The 16,238-nt window shown below is 64.9% G+C and carries 17 protein-coding genes; 4 read left to right on the top strand and 13 right to left on the bottom strand.

Annotation, left to right across the window (positions count from 1 at the left end):
• Positions 1-42: 42 nt before the first annotated feature.
• From C662_RS09030 to C662_RS09060, 7 genes are all read right to left on the bottom strand, one after another.
• The gene (locus C662_RS09030; protein WP_002927697.1) at positions 43-1,299 is read right to left on the bottom strand and encodes a 6-phosphofructokinase; all 1,257 of its coding nucleotides are present in this window, start codon (positions 1,297-1,299) and stop codon (positions 43-45) included.
• A 145-nt stretch (positions 1,300-1,444) separates the two neighbouring features.
• Positions 1,445-2,098 carry an adenylate kinase gene (gene adk, locus C662_RS09035; protein WP_002927699.1) on the bottom strand — a complete coding sequence of 218 codons (654 nt, stop codon included), beginning with the start codon at positions 2,096-2,098 and terminating at the stop codon, positions 1,445-1,447.
• Positions 2,099-2,188: 90 nt separating this feature from the next.
• Positions 2,189-2,959: a 3-deoxy-manno-octulosonate cytidylyltransferase gene (gene kdsB / locus C662_RS09040; RefSeq protein WP_002927701.1), complete on the bottom strand. Its 771-nt coding sequence runs from the start codon at positions 2,957-2,959 to the stop codon at positions 2,189-2,191.
• 14 nt (positions 2,960-2,973) lie between these two features.
• Positions 2,974-3,177, bottom strand: a complete 204-nt coding sequence (locus tag C662_RS09045; protein WP_002927703.1) for a Trm112 family protein — start codon at positions 3,175-3,177, stop codon at positions 2,974-2,976.
• A complete protein-coding gene (gene lpxK / locus C662_RS09050) occupies positions 3,158-4,156 on the bottom strand; it encodes a tetraacyldisaccharide 4'-kinase (protein WP_002927705.1) in 999 nt (332 codons plus the stop codon). The genes C662_RS09045 and lpxK overlap by 20 nt, the downstream gene beginning before the upstream one ends.
• 10 nt (positions 4,157-4,166) lie before the next feature.
• The gene (locus C662_RS09055) at positions 4,167-4,592 is read right to left on the bottom strand and encodes an ExbD/TolR family protein (protein WP_002927707.1); all 426 of its coding nucleotides are present in this window, start codon (positions 4,590-4,592) and stop codon (positions 4,167-4,169) included.
• 12 nt (positions 4,593-4,604) lie between these two features.
• Positions 4,605-5,213 (bottom strand): MotA/TolQ/ExbB proton channel family protein, encoded by a 609-nt coding sequence (locus tag C662_RS09060; RefSeq protein ID WP_002927711.1) that lies wholly within the window; start codon positions 5,211-5,213, stop codon positions 4,605-4,607.
• Positions 5,214-5,579: 366 nt separating this feature from the next.
• On the opposite strand from C662_RS09060, the gene xseA reads away from it, so the two are divergent.
• The 4 genes from xseA to tal all read left to right on the top strand — a co-directional run bounded on the left by xseA (position 5,580) and on the right by tal (position 9,783).
• Positions 5,580-6,899: an exodeoxyribonuclease VII large subunit gene (gene xseA, locus C662_RS09065; RefSeq protein WP_002927714.1), complete on the top strand. Its 1,320-nt coding sequence runs from the start codon at positions 5,580-5,582 to the stop codon at positions 6,897-6,899.
• A 204-nt stretch (positions 6,900-7,103) separates the two neighbouring features.
• Positions 7,104-7,688 (top strand): superoxide dismutase, encoded by a 585-nt coding sequence (locus C662_RS09070; RefSeq protein WP_002927715.1) that lies wholly within the window; start codon positions 7,104-7,106, stop codon positions 7,686-7,688.
• Positions 7,689-7,784: 96 nt separating this feature from the next.
• Entirely contained in the window at positions 7,785-8,564 is a 780-nt protein-coding gene (locus tag C662_RS09075; RefSeq protein WP_002927716.1) for a pseudouridine synthase, read from the top strand.
• A 142-nt stretch (positions 8,565-8,706) separates the two neighbouring features.
• On the top strand, positions 8,707-9,783 hold the full coding sequence (tal, locus tag C662_RS09080; RefSeq protein WP_002927717.1) for a transaldolase: 1,077 nt from the start codon (positions 8,707-8,709) through the stop codon (positions 9,781-9,783).
• Positions 9,784-9,834: 51 nt separating this feature from the next.
• On the opposite strand, the gene C662_RS09085 is transcribed toward tal, so the two are convergent.
• The 6 genes from C662_RS09085 to motB form a co-directional block, all read right to left on the bottom strand.
• Positions 9,835-11,727, bottom strand: a complete 1,893-nt coding sequence (locus C662_RS09085; RefSeq protein ID WP_002927718.1) for a chemotaxis protein CheA — start codon at positions 11,725-11,727, stop codon at positions 9,835-9,837.
• Positions 11,728-11,786: 59 nt separating this feature from the next.
• Positions 11,787-12,683, bottom strand: coding sequence for a protein phosphatase CheZ (gene cheZ / locus C662_RS09090; RefSeq protein ID WP_002927725.1), 897 nt, complete (start codon positions 12,681-12,683; stop codon positions 11,787-11,789).
• Positions 12,684-12,716: 33 nt separating this feature from the next.
• The gene (gene cheY, locus C662_RS09095) at positions 12,717-13,115 is read right to left on the bottom strand and encodes a chemotaxis response regulator CheY (protein WP_002927726.1); all 399 of its coding nucleotides are present in this window, start codon (positions 13,113-13,115) and stop codon (positions 12,717-12,719) included.
• 41 nt (positions 13,116-13,156) lie between these two features.
• Complete coding sequence (locus tag C662_RS09100) at positions 13,157-14,110, bottom strand: chemotaxis protein (protein WP_002927727.1); 954 nt, start codon at positions 14,108-14,110, stop codon at positions 13,157-13,159.
• A 9-nt stretch (positions 14,111-14,119) separates the two neighbouring features.
• Entirely contained in the window at positions 14,120-15,088 is a 969-nt protein-coding gene (locus C662_RS09105; protein WP_002927729.1) for a chemotaxis protein, read from the bottom strand.
• Positions 15,089-15,181: 93 nt separating this feature from the next.
• Positions 15,182-16,186 carry a flagellar motor protein MotB gene (motB, locus tag C662_RS09110; RefSeq protein ID WP_002927731.1) on the bottom strand — a complete coding sequence of 335 codons (1,005 nt, stop codon included), beginning with the start codon at positions 16,184-16,186 and terminating at the stop codon, positions 15,182-15,184.
• Between the last annotated feature and the right edge of the window lie 52 nt (positions 16,187-16,238).

Here is a 16,238-nt window from a genome sequence, read left to right on the forward strand (position 1 = left end):
TATGGACAGTGACTGGGGAAACGGCGCCGAGCAGCCAAGCGCTCAGCCAGCCCAGGCTGGCAGCAGACGCGCCAGCCTGGGTAGCTCGAAGGCCCGGTAATCCGGCAGGCCGCCACGCACCGGCTGGGTGAACTCCCCCTCGATCAGCGGACGTATGTAGTCGCAAGCAGCCTGGGTGACGTGGAGTCCGTCTGCGCTCAGGAAGGCAGACGGCAGGGCACGCTCGAGATTGGCGATCGGACGCGTGTCCACCGCGACCACATCCCAGCGGTAAGGGGCATCCTGAAGGCGGCGGATGGCAGACATCTGGCCACCGCCGCCCGCAAGCGCATACTCGACTGCCGCCCGACCGACTGCCATCGCCTGCTCGCGATCGGTCGCCGACAGCCAGTGCCCGCTCGCACGCTGCAGGTAGTCCGGGATCGCCCAATGATGCTTGTAACCGAGTTGCTCATGGAGCAGGCGTGCGATTGCCGACCCTGCGCCGCCGAGCTGGACGTAACCACGCGGGTCGCGCGACTTCTCCATGAGCAGACTGCCGTCAGCGCGACGGATGCCCTCTGACACCGTCACCGTGCAATAGCCGAGCCGCTCGGTCGTCTCGCGCACACGTTGCAGGAAGCGCGCCTCATCGAACCCCACCTCCGGCAGCAGCACCACATGTGGCGCGCGCTCGGGATCGCCGTCAGCGGCAAGCGCGGTAGCCGCGGCCAGCCAGCCCGTGTTGCGCCCCATCACCTCGAGTACGAAGACGCTACCCTTGCGTCCGACCATCGATGCGATGTCGAGCCCGGCTTCCAGCATCGAGGTTGCGAGGTACTTGGCGGCAGAACCGAAGCCCGGGCAGCAGTCGGTGCCGACGATATCGTTGTCCACCGTCTTCGGAACGCCAACACACTGCAGAGGATAGCCACGGCGCAACGCTTCGTCATGCAGGCGCGCCACCGCGTCCATCGAACCGTTCCCGCCGTTGTAGAGCAGGTAGCCGATGCGGTGGGCGTCGAACACTGCGAACAGGCGATCCATCACTGCTCCGCCATCGTCCCGCGGCAGGTCGAACCGGCATGAGCCGAAAGCGCCGCCCGGCGTACGGGCCAGGCGCTCGAGCGCGGTCTCGTCGAGCGCATCCGTATCGATCAGATCCTCGGCGAGCACGCCACCAATACCGCGATGCGCTGCCAGCACCTTTCCGATGCGTGGTGCGTAGCTGCGCGCGGCCTCGATCACCGCCGCCGCGGTCGCGTTGATGACGGCGGTCACGCCGCCCGAATGCGCATAGAGCAGGTTCGAATGCGTCATCGCGCCAGACCTCCCGACGAAATCCCTTGCCGAAGCAAGCATCTCGCCGCAGCATCAAAACAAACGCGGCCGCCACCGAATCCGGCGCGGCCGCGCGAGAGAGCTGGCCAGTACACACACCGGCCCGCCCACGATCCAGAGTAGATTACTTGAGCGCTGCGAAAGCGTTCGCGGTAATCTCCTCGACCGGGCCGAGACCCGAGATCTTGCGCACCTTGGGAGCATTGGCGTCGCCGGAGGCGGCCCACTTGCCGTAGTACTCGACGAGCGGCTTGGTCTGCGCATGGTAGACATCAAGACGCTTCTTCACCGTCTCTTCCTTGTCATCGTCGCGCTGCACCAGATCCTCGCCGGTCACGTCATCCTTGCCTTCGACCTTGGGCGGGTTGTATTTGACATGGTAGGTGCGGCCCGAGGCGAGGTGGGCGCGGCGCCCGCTCATGCGTTCGACGATCTCGCTGTCGGGCACATCGATCTCGAGCACGAAGTCGATCGGCACACCGGCGTCCTTCATTGCATCTGCCTGCGGGATGGTGCGCGGGAAGCCGTCGAACATATAGCCGGCCTTGCAGTCGTCCTGCAAAAGGCGATCCTTCACCAGGCCGATGATGATGTCGTCGGAAACCAGGCCGCCGGCATCCATCACCTTCTTGGCCTCGATGCCGAGCGGCGTGCCCGCCTTGACCGCTGCGCGCAGCATGTCACCGGTGGAGATCTGCGGAATGCCGAACTTCTCCTTGATGAAGTTGGCTTGCGTCCCCTTGCCGGCACCCGGCGGCCCCAAAAGAATCAGTCGCATACACCCTCCCGAAATTGACGGCCCTGGACGAGGCCGATTGATTATTGATTGATGAACAGGCCGAAACTTAACCGACGCAGGTCGCGGCGGTCAAACAGCGCCACTGGCATAAATTGCCCGTACGCGCTCGAGGTCCTCCATGGTGTCCACCCCTGCTGCAGGCGCATGGTCGAGTTCGAGCACACCGATACGGTAGCCATGCCAGAGCGCCCGCAACTGTTCCAGCGCCTCCCAGTGCTCGAGCGGAGATGGCGCGAGGCTGGCATAACGGCGCAAAAAGCCGACGCGATAGGCATAGAGGCCAACGTGGCGCAGCATGGGCAGCCCGGCCGGCAACCCGGTGCGCGCCTCCGCCCAGGCATCGCGCGCCCACGGGATCGGCGCGCGCGAGAAGTACAGCGCTCGCCCCGCGGCATCACAGACAACCTTGACCACGTTGGGATTGAAAACCTCGGCCGCATCCGCGAGCGGGTGGGCAGCCGTCGCAATCGCGCATTCAGCATCCCGGGCGAGCGCTTCGGCAACGGCAGCAACGACTGCAGTGTCGATCAAGGGCTCGTCGCCCTGAACATTGACGATGATGTCCTCGTCGGCCCACGCGCACAGCTCAGCCACCTCGGCGAGACGATCGGTACCACTCGGATGATCTGAACGGGTCATCACCACGACACCGCCCGCCGCACTCACGGCATCGCGAACGCCGCCGTGGTCGGTCGCCACCAGAACCTCGGCAGCCCCCGCTGCGCGCACACGCTCGAGCACACGCACGATCATGGGCTTGCCACAGATGTCGGCCAAAGGCTTGGCCGGCAGTCGTGTCGACGCATAACGCGCCGGAACCACGATCCGAAACGCTGTCATGGCGCCCGTCCGGCTCAGCAGCGGCGGGGGTCGCGCAAAGCGTCGACCTCTTCGGCGCTCATCGCGCGTGCTTCCTCATCCAGCATGACCGGAATACCGTCACGTATGGGGTAGGCCAGGCGATCGGCCTTGCACACCAATTCCTGCTTGTCGGCCAGGAAGTCGAGCGGCCCCTTGCACAACGGGCAGACGAGGATCTCAAGCAGTCGTGGGTCCATCTTCGAGTTTCTCCAGGATGCGTGTGGCGGCATCGACGCCGATCTGCGCCTTCACCGGTAGCTCCCAGCTGTCGGCAGGCGCGAAAGCCCGGCATTTTACCGCATCCTTGGCCGTCATCAGGATCGGCCTTGCATCGCCGAACGCAAGGTCTTCAGCGACAAAGGCATGATGGTCGGCAAAGGGGTGTTCAATCACCTCCAGCCCCGCTTCGGCCAATTGATCGAAAAAGCGCTGCGGGCGACCAATACCCGCCACTGCATGCACCCTCTGCCCGCTCAGCTCAGCCAGGGTACGCGTGCGCTGTGGCTCATTCACCGCCTGCAGTACAGTGCCTTCCAGCCGCATGGCATGGACCGGAACACCATGTGCCGCCGCGCGCGTGCTCGCCGACAACTCGCCATGCGCGATCACGAGATCGACCTCGGCCAGACGGGCAAGGGGCTCTCGCAACGGCCCCGCGGGCAGCAGCCAGCGGTTGCCCAGCGTGGCCTCATCGACGACCGCGATCTCGATGTCCCGCCCCAGGCGGTAGTGCTGCAGACCGTCGTCAGCGACGATCACGTCGCAAGCGGGCGTGTTCCGCAACAGCTCCGCCGCGGCCGCCACCCGGTCCCGTCCCACCACCAATGGACACCCGGTGATCCGAGCCAGCAGAACCGGTTCGTCGCCGAACGTCGCCGGGTCACCATCGGCCGGCACTGCCGCGACGCCCTGCACGCTACCGCCGTGGCCGCGACTCACGATCCCCGGCTGCCAGCCGGCCGCGCGCAATACCTCGACCAGCCAGGCCACGACCGGCGTCTTGCCACTGCCGCCCACTGCGATGTTGCCAACGATGACCACCGGCACCGGCAGGCGCTGAGCGCGCACGCGCGCGCGCCGCCGACGCGCGAGCGCACCGAACAGCGCCGACAGCGGCCGCAACGCGCACGCGACGGGACCGCGGCCCCGCCAGAAGTCTGGCGCGCGCGCGGCCATGCTCACGCGCTCACTGCGCGGGCGCCTGGGTGGCGAAGGTGATGTGCGGCAGCCCGGCGCGCTGGGCTGCCTGCATGACATCCACCACACTCTGGTGGGTCGCCTTCGCGTCGGCATTGATGACCACCACGGGCGGATCGCCAGGCTCTCCAGGCACGGCCTTGCCAAGGGCGGCGGCAATCGCCTCGATGCTGCGGTCGGCGACCGGCAGGCGGTTGACGACGATCTCCCCCGTTGCCGTTACTGCGACGATGATCTCGCGTGCGACGACCTCACTGCCCTCCGACTCGGCGGTGGGCAGGTTGACCTCGAGCCCCGACACCTTCGAGAAGGTCGTCGTCAGCATCAGGAAGATGATGATCACCAGGACGACATCGATGAGCGGAATCATGTTGATCTCCGGCTCCTCGTTGCGGCTGCCACGGCGGAAGTTCATGCCGGCACTCCGTCAGGCCCGCCGCTCGCCATGTGCCACCTCGACAAGCTTGATCGCCTGCTGCTCCATGTCGATCACGAAACTGTCGATGAGCGCACGGAAATGCCGCCAGAAGATCATCGCCGGGATCGCGATGATCAGTCCGAGGCCGGTCGTGTACAGCGCAATCGAGATGCCCTGGGCGAGCTGCGCTGGATTGGCCCCGCTGACGCCCTGCGAAGCGAAGATGTCGATCATGCCGATGATGGTACCGAGCAGCCCCATCAGCGGGCTGATGGCGGCAATGGTGCCGAGGGTGGTCAGGAAGCGCTCGAGTTCGTGCACAACCGCACGGCCGGTCTCCTCGATCGATTCCTTCATCATCTCGCGCGGACTATTGACGTTGCGCAAGCCTGCAGCCAGCACTCGTCCCAATGGCGAATGGAGCGCAACACGCTCGATCATCGCAGCAGACGCGCCGTCCTGCTGCAGATCATTGAGCACGTTGTCGAGCAGGCCGGCAGGCACGACGCGAGCGCGACGCAAGGTGATGGAACGCTCGATGATCAGCGCGACCGCAATCACCGAAGCGAGGATCAGGGGCCAGATGGGCCAGCCTACGGCCTGAATGATTGCGAACACGCGGAGCAACCTCTTGCGGGCAAAGGCGGAACTCTAGCGCCGACGCCCGCGTGCAGCAAGCAGCCGGCATTTCACAGACCACCCCAATGAATCCACAAAAGCTGTGGATAAGTTTGTGGACATTTCGTGAAAGCGGGCCGAAAAGCCTACCGCTACAGGCATTCCTTCACTCCGATGCAAAATTGTGCAACATATTAAACACAATAAAATCAGATACTTAACAACAAACCCCTTTCCCGTCAAGCACTTGCAACATGAGTCTTGACAAGGCCTGAAGACTGTGGATTCCGCTAGAATCCCTCCATGACTTTCCCCTACGAAACGCCGGTTTCACGGCCCACTGGAATCGAGCAGACGAGCACTGCTGTGCTGAGCGTGAGCGCCCTCAACCGCCTCGCTCGCGAGGCACTGGAAACCGCGCTACCTCTATTATGGGTTGGCGGAGAAATCTCCAACCTGACCCGCGCTGCATCGGGCCACCTCTATTTCACCCTGAAGGACGCGAATGCCCAGGTGCGCTGCGCAATGTGGCGCAACAAGGCCCAGCTGCTAGCCTTCCGGCCGCAGAACGGCATGCGTGTGGAAGCCCGCGCGCTGGTCACGCTCTACGAAGCCCGCGGCGACTACCAGCTCAACATCGAGAGCCTGCGCCCCGCCGGCATCGGCAGCCTGTTCGAGGCCTTCAACCGTCTCAAGGAGAAGCTCGCCGCGGAGGGCCTCTTCGACGCCGCCGGGCGGCGCCCCCTGCCTCGTCTGCCGCGGGCAATCGGGGTGGTCACATCGGCCCAGGCCGCCGCCCTGCGCGACGTGATCATCACCTTGCGACGGCGAGCCCCCCATGTACCGATCATTGTCTTCCCGACCCCCGTCCAGGGGCCGGATGCCGGCCCCGGCCTGCTCGCGGCACTCGACGCTGCCGCCGCGCATGCTGCGCAGGAGTCGATCGACGTCGTGCTGCTGGTGCGCGGCGGCGGCAGTATCGAGGATCTATGGGCGTTCAACGACGAGACGCTCGCGCGCGCCCTGCGGGCCAGTCGCCTGCCGGTGGTGTGCGGGGTCGGCCACGAAACCGATGTGACCATCGCCGACTTCGCAGCCGACCTGCGTGCCCCGACTCCGACCGGCGCCGCCGAACTCGTCACCGAAGGGTGGCATGCAATGCGTTCGACCCTGCCCGGACTCGATGTCCAGCTGCAGCGCGCCATGATTCGGCGACTTGAAGCGCTCGGCCAGCGCCTCGACCGTGCCGCCTTGCAGCTCAAGCACCCACGCGCGCGCATGGCCGACGAGGCCAAAAGCCTGCAGGGCCTGGGCCAGCGCCTGAGCGACGCCATGAGGCGACGCCTGGCGTTCGACCGCTTGCATGCAGCGCATGTGGGGGCGCGCCTGCGCGCAGCGGTACCACGGCTGGCGCAGGACCAGCGCACAATGGACGCACTCGCGCACCGATTGCGGCGCAGCCTGCAGCACCTTTTGACCCATCAGCGCCAGCGCACCGAAGCCCTCGCGGCAAGCCTGCAGCACCTGGCCCCTGAAGCCGTGCTCGAGCGCGGCTACGCGATCGCACGCGACACGCAGGGCCGCGTCCTCCGTCATGCTGCCGAAGTGCCCGACGGCGCGACCGTAAGCGTGCAACTTGCCCACGGCAGCCTCGCCACCCGCGTCACCGGGCACCAGGACGACTGATTGAGGTCGAAACAGGTGCTCGCAGCCATCCATCAGCCAGCCTCACCCGCTTGGCCGACCCTGCGGCCCCCGACACGACCTGTTCCGCAAACCCGCGGATAGGCTTAACATTCTGGGCCCAGCATTGTCAGCACGCAGCAAACCAGACTAAAATGGTCCTGGTTTAATGCCGCCGACGGACAAATCGAATACAGGAGAAACTCCATGGAACACACTCTGCCCGCCCTGCCTTACGCCAAGGATGCCCTCGCTCCGCACATCTCCGCGGAAACGCTGGAGTTCCACTACGGCAAGCACCACCAGGCCTACGTCACCAACCTGAACAACCTGATCAAGGGCACCGAGTACGAGAACCTCGACCTCGAGGCCATCGTCAAGAAGGCGCCGGCCGGCGGCATCTACAACAACTCGGCCCAGGTCTGGAACCACACCTTCTTCTGGAACAGCATGGCGCCCAACGGCGGCGGCGAGCCCACCGGCGCGCTGGCTGACGCCATCAAGGCCAAGTGGGGCTCGTTCGAAGACTTCAAGAAGGCCTTCCAGGCCTCGGCAGTCGGCAACTTCGGCTCTGGCTGGACCTGGCTGGTCAAGAAGGCCGACGGTTCGGTGGACATCGTCAACATGGGCGCCGCCGGCACCCCGCTGACGACCGGCGACACCGCCCTGCTCTGTATCGACGTATGGGAGCATGCCTACTACATCGACTACCGCAACCGCCGCCCGGACTTCGTTGCCACCTTCCTCGACAAGCTGGCCAACTGGGAATTCGCCGCGAAGAACTTCGCCTGATCCCCAGCCGCCCGGTTGCAACCGGGCCTGCCTCACCGAAAGCGACCCCACCGGGTCGCTTTCTTGCTTTACGCCCCCTGACCAGGCGCCCCGACCATGCTCCAGGTGCTCTACCGCGACGAATGGCTCATCGCCATCGACAAACCCTCGGGACTGCTCGTGCACAGAAGCCCGATTGCCGCCCAGGAGGCGCGCTTCGCCGTTCAGCTCCTGAGGGACCAGATCGGCCAGCGTGTCTACCCGGCGCATCGCCTCGACCGTGGCACATCCGGTGTGCTGCTGTTCGCCCTCGACCGCACTGTGGCCGCTCGGCTGGGCGCACAGTTCGAGACCCGCACGGTCGACAAACGCTACCTCGCCATCGTCCGTGGCCATCCAGCACAGGCAGGCCTGATCGACCACCCGCTGGCACGCCGGCTAGACGCCATCGAGCGCGATCGCGGCGTGGGCGCAGGTAACCGCGATGGGCACCCCGAAGACCTCGAGCGCGACGAGGTGACTAGCACTGCGCTCGATGCGCGCACGCGCTTCAGGCGCCTGGCCTGTGCCGAACTGCCCCATCGGGTCGACCGCTATGCAAGCAGCCGCTACGCGCTGCTGGAGCTCGCGCCCGAAACCGGACGCCGTCATCAGATCCGCCGTCACCTCAAACACATCTCGCATCCGATCATCGGTGACGCCACCTATGGCAAGGGCAGGCACAACCGGCTGTTCGCCGAACTGTTCGACAGCCATCGCCTGCTGCTGGCGTGCACACGCCTGGCACTGCGCCACCCGGTGCTGGACACTGCGCTGGAGATCATGGCGCCGCCGGCGGATGACTTCCACAGCGTCATGCGCGGTCTGGGCTGGCCCCTGGAACTTGCAACAAGCTGAAGCGCTCGGTGCAGCCATGTGGCTCCACCGAGCGGCCGTTTCGAGGCACAATGCCGCTTCACTAAGCCGGCTGCCGTGCGCCGTCTCTGCCCGCAGCACGAATCCGGCCCTTGCTCCAATCCCATCCCACCCAGGTAGATCGATGAATCCGCTGCTCCAGGTACGTCAGTTCGGCCAGCAGATCTGGCTCGACAATCTCTCCCGCACGCTGCTCAACGACGGCCACCTTGCCCGCTTCATCAACGAGGATGGCGTCACTGGCATCACCACGAATCCGGCTATTTTCCACAAGGCGATTTCCGGGGGACGGTATTACGAGGACGACCTGGCCAGGCTCAAGCAGCAGCCGATGAGCGCCGAAGCGCGCTACGAGGGGCTCGTGATTCCCGATGTCCAGCGTGCCTGCGATCTCCTTGCCCCCCTTTTCCGGGACAGCGGCGGCGAGGCCGGCTACGTGAGCCTGGAGGTGTCGCCTGCACTCGCACACGATGCGGCAGGGACACTGGCAGCCGGCCTGCGCCTGAAGACTGCGGTCAACCGGCCAAACCTGTTGATCAAGGTCCCAGCCACCCGCGCCGGGTTGGTGGCAATCGAGGAGCTGGTTGCGGCCGGCATCAGCGTGAACGTGACCCTCATGTTCTCGCTCACCCATGTCGATGCGGTCGCCCAGGCATACGTCCGCGGACTCGAGCGCCTGCGTGCTCAAGGGGGCGACCTGCGGTCGGTCATGTCGGTCGCAAGCCTGTTCCTGTCGCGCGTCGATACGCTGGTGGACAAGCAGCTCGAAGCGCTTGCGGCGGACACCCCGGCCCGTCCGGGACGCACCGCGGTCGCACTTGCCCGCCTCGCCTACCAGCGCTACCGCGCACGCTTTCACGGCGAGGGTTTCGCGAACCTGCGTGCTGCCGGTGCGCGTCCGCAGTACATGTTGTGGGCGAGCACAGGCACGAAGAACCCGGCCTACAGCGACCTGCTGTACGTCGAACCCCTGATCGGTGCAGAGACGGTCAATACGCTCCCTGATGCAACGCTCGACGCCCTGCGCGACCATGGCAAGGCAGCGGCCTCCCTCGAACTCGAACTCGACCAGGCTCAGGCGCAATTCGCGGCCCTGGCGGCCGCCGGCATCGACCTCGAGGCCGCCGGAGAGCGCCTGCAGCAGGAAGGCTTGGCGCAGTTCGAGCAGGCTTTTGCAGCGCTGCTCGAACTGACCGCCTGACAGGCTCAAAGGCCTTAGCGCGGGGCGGCTGCAAAGCGCGCCCCGTCGTGCTCAAGTCAGCGCAGGGACGACGTCGGCGATCAGCGCATTGCGCGAAATGCCCCGGCGGTCACCCGCCGCATCGAGCAACTCCTTCATGTCCAGGATCAGCACGATCTGGCCGTTGGACAGCGTCGTGACGCCGGCCACACCCTTGGGCCGGAAGTCGTCGAGCGACTTGATCACAGCATCCTCGCGCCCGGCAAAGCTGTCGACCGCAAGGATGAAGGACCACTCGGCAGCCTGCATCAACACCCCGTACTGAGGTATGCGCTCGCGCGGCCAGCCCAACAGCATCGACAGCGGCACGATCGGCAGAACCTCCCCGCGTACAACCATGGTCGCACGCCCACCAACATCCTGAATGGCGTCGGGCACGATCGGCAGGATCTCCCGCACCATTGACAGTGGCACCGCGAAAGGCTGATCGGCCAGCCGCACCAGCAACACCGGCAGGATCGCCAGCGTGAGCGGCAGGTTGATGATGAGCGTGGTGCCCTTGCCAAGCTCGGACTTGATCTCGATCGTGCCGTTCAGCTTCTGGATGTTGGTGCGCACGACATCCATGCCGACGCCGCGCCCAGAAACGTCCGACACCTTGTCGGCCATCGAAAAGCCAGGCAGGAAGATGAGGTTGTAGCTCTGGCGATCATCCATGGTGCTCGCCTCCTCATCGGTGATGAGGCCGCGCTGGAGGGCCTTGGCCCGCAGTCGCTCGGCGTCCATGCCGCGCCCATCATCTGCCACCATGATGACGATGTGATCGCCTTCCTGGCGTGCCTCGAGGCGGACCAGGGACTTCTGCGGCTTGCCGGCGGCCCCCCGCCCTTCCGCATCCTCGATACCGTGATCGACTGCATTGCGAACGAGGTGGATGATCGGATCCGAGAGATCCTCGATCATCGTCTTGTCGATCTCCGTCTCCTCGCCGACCAGAACCAGCTCGACGTCCTTGCCCAGGTTACGCGCCAGATCGCGCGCAATGCGCGGATACTTCTGGAACAGGCGGCCAATCGGCTGCATGCGGGTCTTCATGACCGCGTTCTGCAGATCCGACACCAGCAGGTCCAGCTGGCTCACGGCCAGGTCAAGCGCATGCAGGGTCTCGGTGTCGTTACGGCCGCTGAGGATGTCGCTGCGCAAGGCATTGAGCCGGTTCTTGGTGAGGCCGATCTCCCCCGACAGGTTGAGCACCTGGTCGAGGCGCGCGGTATCGACGCGGATGGAGTTGTCGCGCTGCCGCTCCGTTTCCCGCCTGCCCGTCGGCCCACTGGCCCCCGGCACATCGGTTGCACGCCGCCCGAGCGCGGCCTTTACGACAGGGTCCTCGGACTCCGTGCGTACCGTGGCCGGGCCGGTCTCCACAGCTACCGGTGCAGGCGCCTTGGTGGCAGGCACGACCGCCTTGCCGGTCACGGTCTCGTACAGAACGTCCCAATCAGGCTCTCCCTGCCGCGGCACCTTCACCGCAGCAGCAGGTCCAGGCTCAGCCGCAGGCACCTCGGCCCCGTCCTCTCCGTCAACCGCAGCCCGCAGCTTCGCGATCAACGCGGGGGCGGCCGGCGCCGGCTGGGTGCCACGTTCGAGATCGCCGAACATCTGGCGGACCGACGCCGTCGCGGCAAGGATGACGTCCATGCGTTCCGGCGTCACCTTCAGCTCGCCATTGCGCAACCTGTCGAAGAGGCTCTCGGTCAGATGGCACAGCGTGACGAGCTCGCCCGCGTTGAGGAAACCCGCCCCCCCCTTGATCGTGTGGAAACCGCGGAAAATCTCGTTGAGCAGGCCGACATCGTCCGGCGCCCGCTCCAGATCGACCAGCTTGTTGTCCACGCCGGACAGCAGATCCTCGGCCTCGACGAGAAAATCCTGCAGCAGCTCTTCCATTCCGGCGAAATCACTCATGGCTCACCTATGCTCTTCATTGACCCGGACCCTGTGCCCATAAAAGCCGGCCGTCCGCTTTAGAACCCGAGGCTCTCGAGAAGGTCGTCCACCTCGGACTGGTTATGCAGCACGTCCGCCCCCGCAACCCCATCGATCACCGGCCCGTTGAGCAGGCTCGCCTTGCATTCGGCCCGGACCTGCGGTGGCGTGGCTTCGATCAAGACCTGTACGAGCTGGCTCTCGAGCATTTGCGCCAGTTCCAGCACGCGCTTGATCACCTGTCCAGTCAGATCCTGAAAGTCCTGCGCCATCATGATTTCGTGCAACTGCTTGCTGGTCGAACGCGAGCCTGCCGCGACCTCGGCGATGAAACGTCGCGTGTCACCGCTCAAGTCACGGAACTCGCCGGGCGACAACTCACCGGCATAAAGTCGATCCCAGCGCGCGCCCAAGGCATTGGCACCGCTGGCAAGCGCGGACTGGATCGGCGCAGCAACATCGGTCGCATTCAGAACGCGGCTGGCAGACTGCTCGGTCATCTGGGCGATGTAGGCCAGTCGCTGACGTACGTCAGGGATGGCTTCTGCCGCCTCTTGCAGCGTGGTCTCAAGCCCCAACTCACGCAAGGTGTCGTGAACCTGCCGAGTCAGCTGCCCCAGGCGGGTGAACACCACGGCAGGTTCGACCTGTTCCGCGACCGGGGCTTGCGTGGTGCTGGCAGCCGCTGCCGGGGCGGCCGCTTGGGACGCAGCCGGCTCGGCGGTGTGCTCCGCCTGCGAGGCCACGGCGTCGAACAAGGCCTGCAGTTCGTCACTGTCACCGGTATCGGCACTCGCACCAAGCGGACTGGTCTCGACGGGCCGCGCTACCGACGGGCTTCGAGTTCGCCCCACCGGCTCAGCCGCAATGCTGTCGAACAGCGCCTGCAGCTCGTCGGAATCACCGGCCTCATCGATCTTCGACTTCTTGCTCATCTGTCTTGCTCCGTTCCCAACCGAAGGCGGCGCTCACGCCGAGTTCTGGCCCATCTTCTCGAAGATTTTCTCCAGCTTCTCGGCCAGGGTCACCGCCGTGAAGGGCTTGACGACATACCCGCTCGCGCCGGCCTGGGCCGCGGCGATGATGTTCTCCTTCTTGGCTTCGGCCGTGACCATCAGCACGGGAAGGTGCTTGAGGTGCGGCGTGCGCCGGATGGTCTGGAGCAGAGTCAGCCCGTCCATGTTGGGCATGTTCCAGTCTGTCACGACGAAATCGAAAGAGCCGCTGTTGAGCTTCTGCAGCGCAACCGCACCGTCCTCTGCCTCGTCGACGTTGGCGAATCCAAGCTCCTTGAGGAGATTGCGGACAATGCGCCGCATCGTCGAGAAGTCGTCGACAACAAGGAATTTGGTTTTAGGGTCGGCCATGTTCTGTGTTCTCCGGGGTTCTATGCCTGCGCCGTTCTAGTTCAGCGACGGCCACGATTCAACATGGGCCGAATCGTCTCGGCCAGCACGTCGGCGTCGAATTTTGCCACGTAGGCGTCGACCCCGACGCGTTTGCCCATCGCGCGATTGGCGTCCGAAGACAGCGACGAGTGCATCACGACGGGAATGCCATTGAATCTGTGGTCCGCCTTGATGTTGCGCGTAAGTACGTAGCCATCCATCTCCGGCATCTCTGCGTCCACCAGGATCAGGTCGATCTCATCGATCACCTGGCGTCCAACCTGGTCCGCATGCGTTGCGATGCCCTGCAGCCGGTTCCAGGCCTCGAGGCCGTTCTGCGCGTGCTTGTGCCGCACACCGAGCTTGTCCAGGACCTCGGTGATCTTGCGCCGGGCCACGCTGGAGTCATCGACGAAGAAGACGCTGCATTCGTGGCCATGGCTGATCGGCGCGATGTTTCCGACCACCGCATCGCCAAAGGTGTTGGCGAGGATGGTCTCGACATCGAGGATCGACACCAGGCGACCGTCGGGAAGCTCGGTAATCGCAGTGATGAAGGTCTGGGAGGACGACGATACGTTCTCCGGCGCCCGCACCTTCTCCCAGTCGACCCGCACGATGCGGTCCACCGAATCGACCAGGAACCCGAGCGTGCGCTTGCTGTACTCGGTCACCATCATCGCCCCGCCCAGCGGGGCACCGGGCTTGGTGAGATCCAGTATGCGCCCCAGGGAAAGCACGGGAATCACGTTACCGCGCAGCGAAATCAGGCCCTCGACGCCGGCCGGCATGTTGGGGGTACGCGTGATGAAGGGCGTCTGGGAAACCTCGCGCACCTTGAACACGTTGATGCCGAAGTGCTCATTGGTGCCCAGCGAGAACAGGAGGATCTCCATCCGGTTCGAGCCCGCCAGGCTGGTGCGCTTCTCGACGGTATCGAACAGCGCGTTCTCTTCGTTCTGCAGCTCTCGCATGTTGCCTCCTCAATCCGCCTGATCCTTGTCCGCCGCCCGCATGAGACGCACCAGCGTCTCGGCCAGCTTCACTGGCTCGAACTTCGGCACGTACTCGTCGACCCCCACGGAATGCCCGAGCTGCTGGTTCGACATCCCCGACAGCGACGAATGCATGAGCACCGGAATGCCGGCGAAACGCCGATCGGCCTTGATCTGGCGCGTCAACATGTAGCCGTCGAGCTCCGGCATCTCGACGTCGGTCAGTATCAGGCTCACGAGGTCGGATACCTTGCGCCCGGTCGCCTCGGCCTGCATGGCGGCCTTGTTCAGCTCTTCCCAAGCCTGGCGGCCATTCACGGAGCCCACGTACCGCACCCCCATCGCGTCCAGGGTCTGGGTGATCTGCCGACGCGCCACGGAGGAGTCATCGGCGAAGTACACGACGTGATTCTCGGCCCCGGGGAAGGGACGGATGTCACGGAACTCGATATCGTCGTCATAGTTCGAGGTTTCGGACAACACCTTCTCGACGTCGAGCAACATGACCAGACGGCCATCGGCGAGCTCGGTCACAGCCGTCACGAGCCCCCCGAGCCTGGCCGTGAGCATCTCCGGGGGGACTCGCATCTGCGACCAGTCCAGCCTGAGGATGGTATCCACGGCCTCCACCAGAAAACCCTGGGTATGGCCGTTGTATTCGGTGACGATCATGATCTCGCGCGGACTGTCGTCACTGATGCCGCCATATCGCCCCAGATCGACCACCGGCACCAGGGCGCCACGCAGGCTGACCATGCCTTTAACGGCGTCGGGCATCTCCGGCGCCGCCGTGATCTGCGGCGTGCGCATCACCTCGCGGACCTTGAAGACATTGATACCGAAGGTCTCCCTTCGGCCCGTTCGCGCGTCGACACCCAGCGTAAAAAGCAGGATCTCGAGCTTGTTCGTTCCCGCAAGCCGGGTACGGGCGTCGATATTCTTGAGCAGTTCGGACATGTCTTGTTCCGCTTTCCGGTTGGGTTTAGGCCGCCGCGCCGGCTGCCTTGAAAGATGTATCGGCTACAGCTCGATTAACTTTAGGTTAGTGCATCAACGCAGCGGCGCGCCAAAGATATCACTGACGACAGCGTCCCCTCCATCCGGCTCGCGAGCACCGGGCGCACCCGCCCCCTCGACCTCGATCTGCCGCCCAGGCGCCCGCATCGCCTCCTCCGCTGCCTTGTTCAGGACGACGATGCTGATGCGACGGTTGGCCGGATCCAGGGGGTCATCCGGGTTCAGGTGCGCAGTGTCGGCAAGTCCGAGCACGCGCACCAGCTTGCCCGGCTCGAGCCCGCCGGCGACCAGCTCTCGGCGCGCTGCATTGGCACGATCGGCCGACAGCTCCCAGTTCGAGAACCCGCGCTCCCCGCCCGCATACTGCGCGGAGTCGGTATGCCCCGACATGCTGATGCGGTTGTCGACATCATTGAGGGCGCGTGCAATCTCGCGCAGCAGCTCGCGGGTATATGGACGCAGATTGGCGCTGGCCGACGTGAACATCGGACGGTTCTGCGCATCGACGAGCTGTATCCTGAGCCCTTCCGAAATGATGTCGAGCAGGATCTGTTCCTTGAACTGGCGCAACGATGGGTTGGCCTCGATGATTGCCTCCAGCTTTCCCTTCAGATCGATCATCCGCGCACGCTCACGGCGCTTGGCCGCCTCGAGAGCCTCCTCGGCACGCATCTCGTCCGGCGTCTTCACGCGCGCACGCGCGGCATCGACGTTGATCGCACGCGTGCTAGGCGTGTCTCCGCGCCGCACCTGGCCGACCTTGCGCGACAGATCCTCGCCACCGCCCTTGATGATGCTCGAGCTGTCACCCGTACCCTCGCCCCCGGCCATGGCCAGCTTGAGCGGGTTCTGGAAGTGATCGGCAATGCCCTCGAGATCTCCCTGGGCCGTCGAACCGAGCAACCACATCAGCAGGAAGAAAGCCATCATCGCGGTCACGAAATCCGCATAGGCGATCTTCCATGCACCGCCATGGTGGCCTCCACCCCCCTTCTTGATGCGCTTGACGACGATTGGCTGCTGGGTATCGTCGCTCATCACGCGCTCCAGACCACGCCAACCTGAAGACGGCGTGAGTACTCAGGCGGGA

The sequence above is a fragment of the Thauera sp. 28 genome, from assembly GCF_000310145.2.
Classification (GTDB): Bacteria; Pseudomonadota; Gammaproteobacteria; order Burkholderiales; family Rhodocyclaceae; genus Thauera; species Thauera mechernichensis.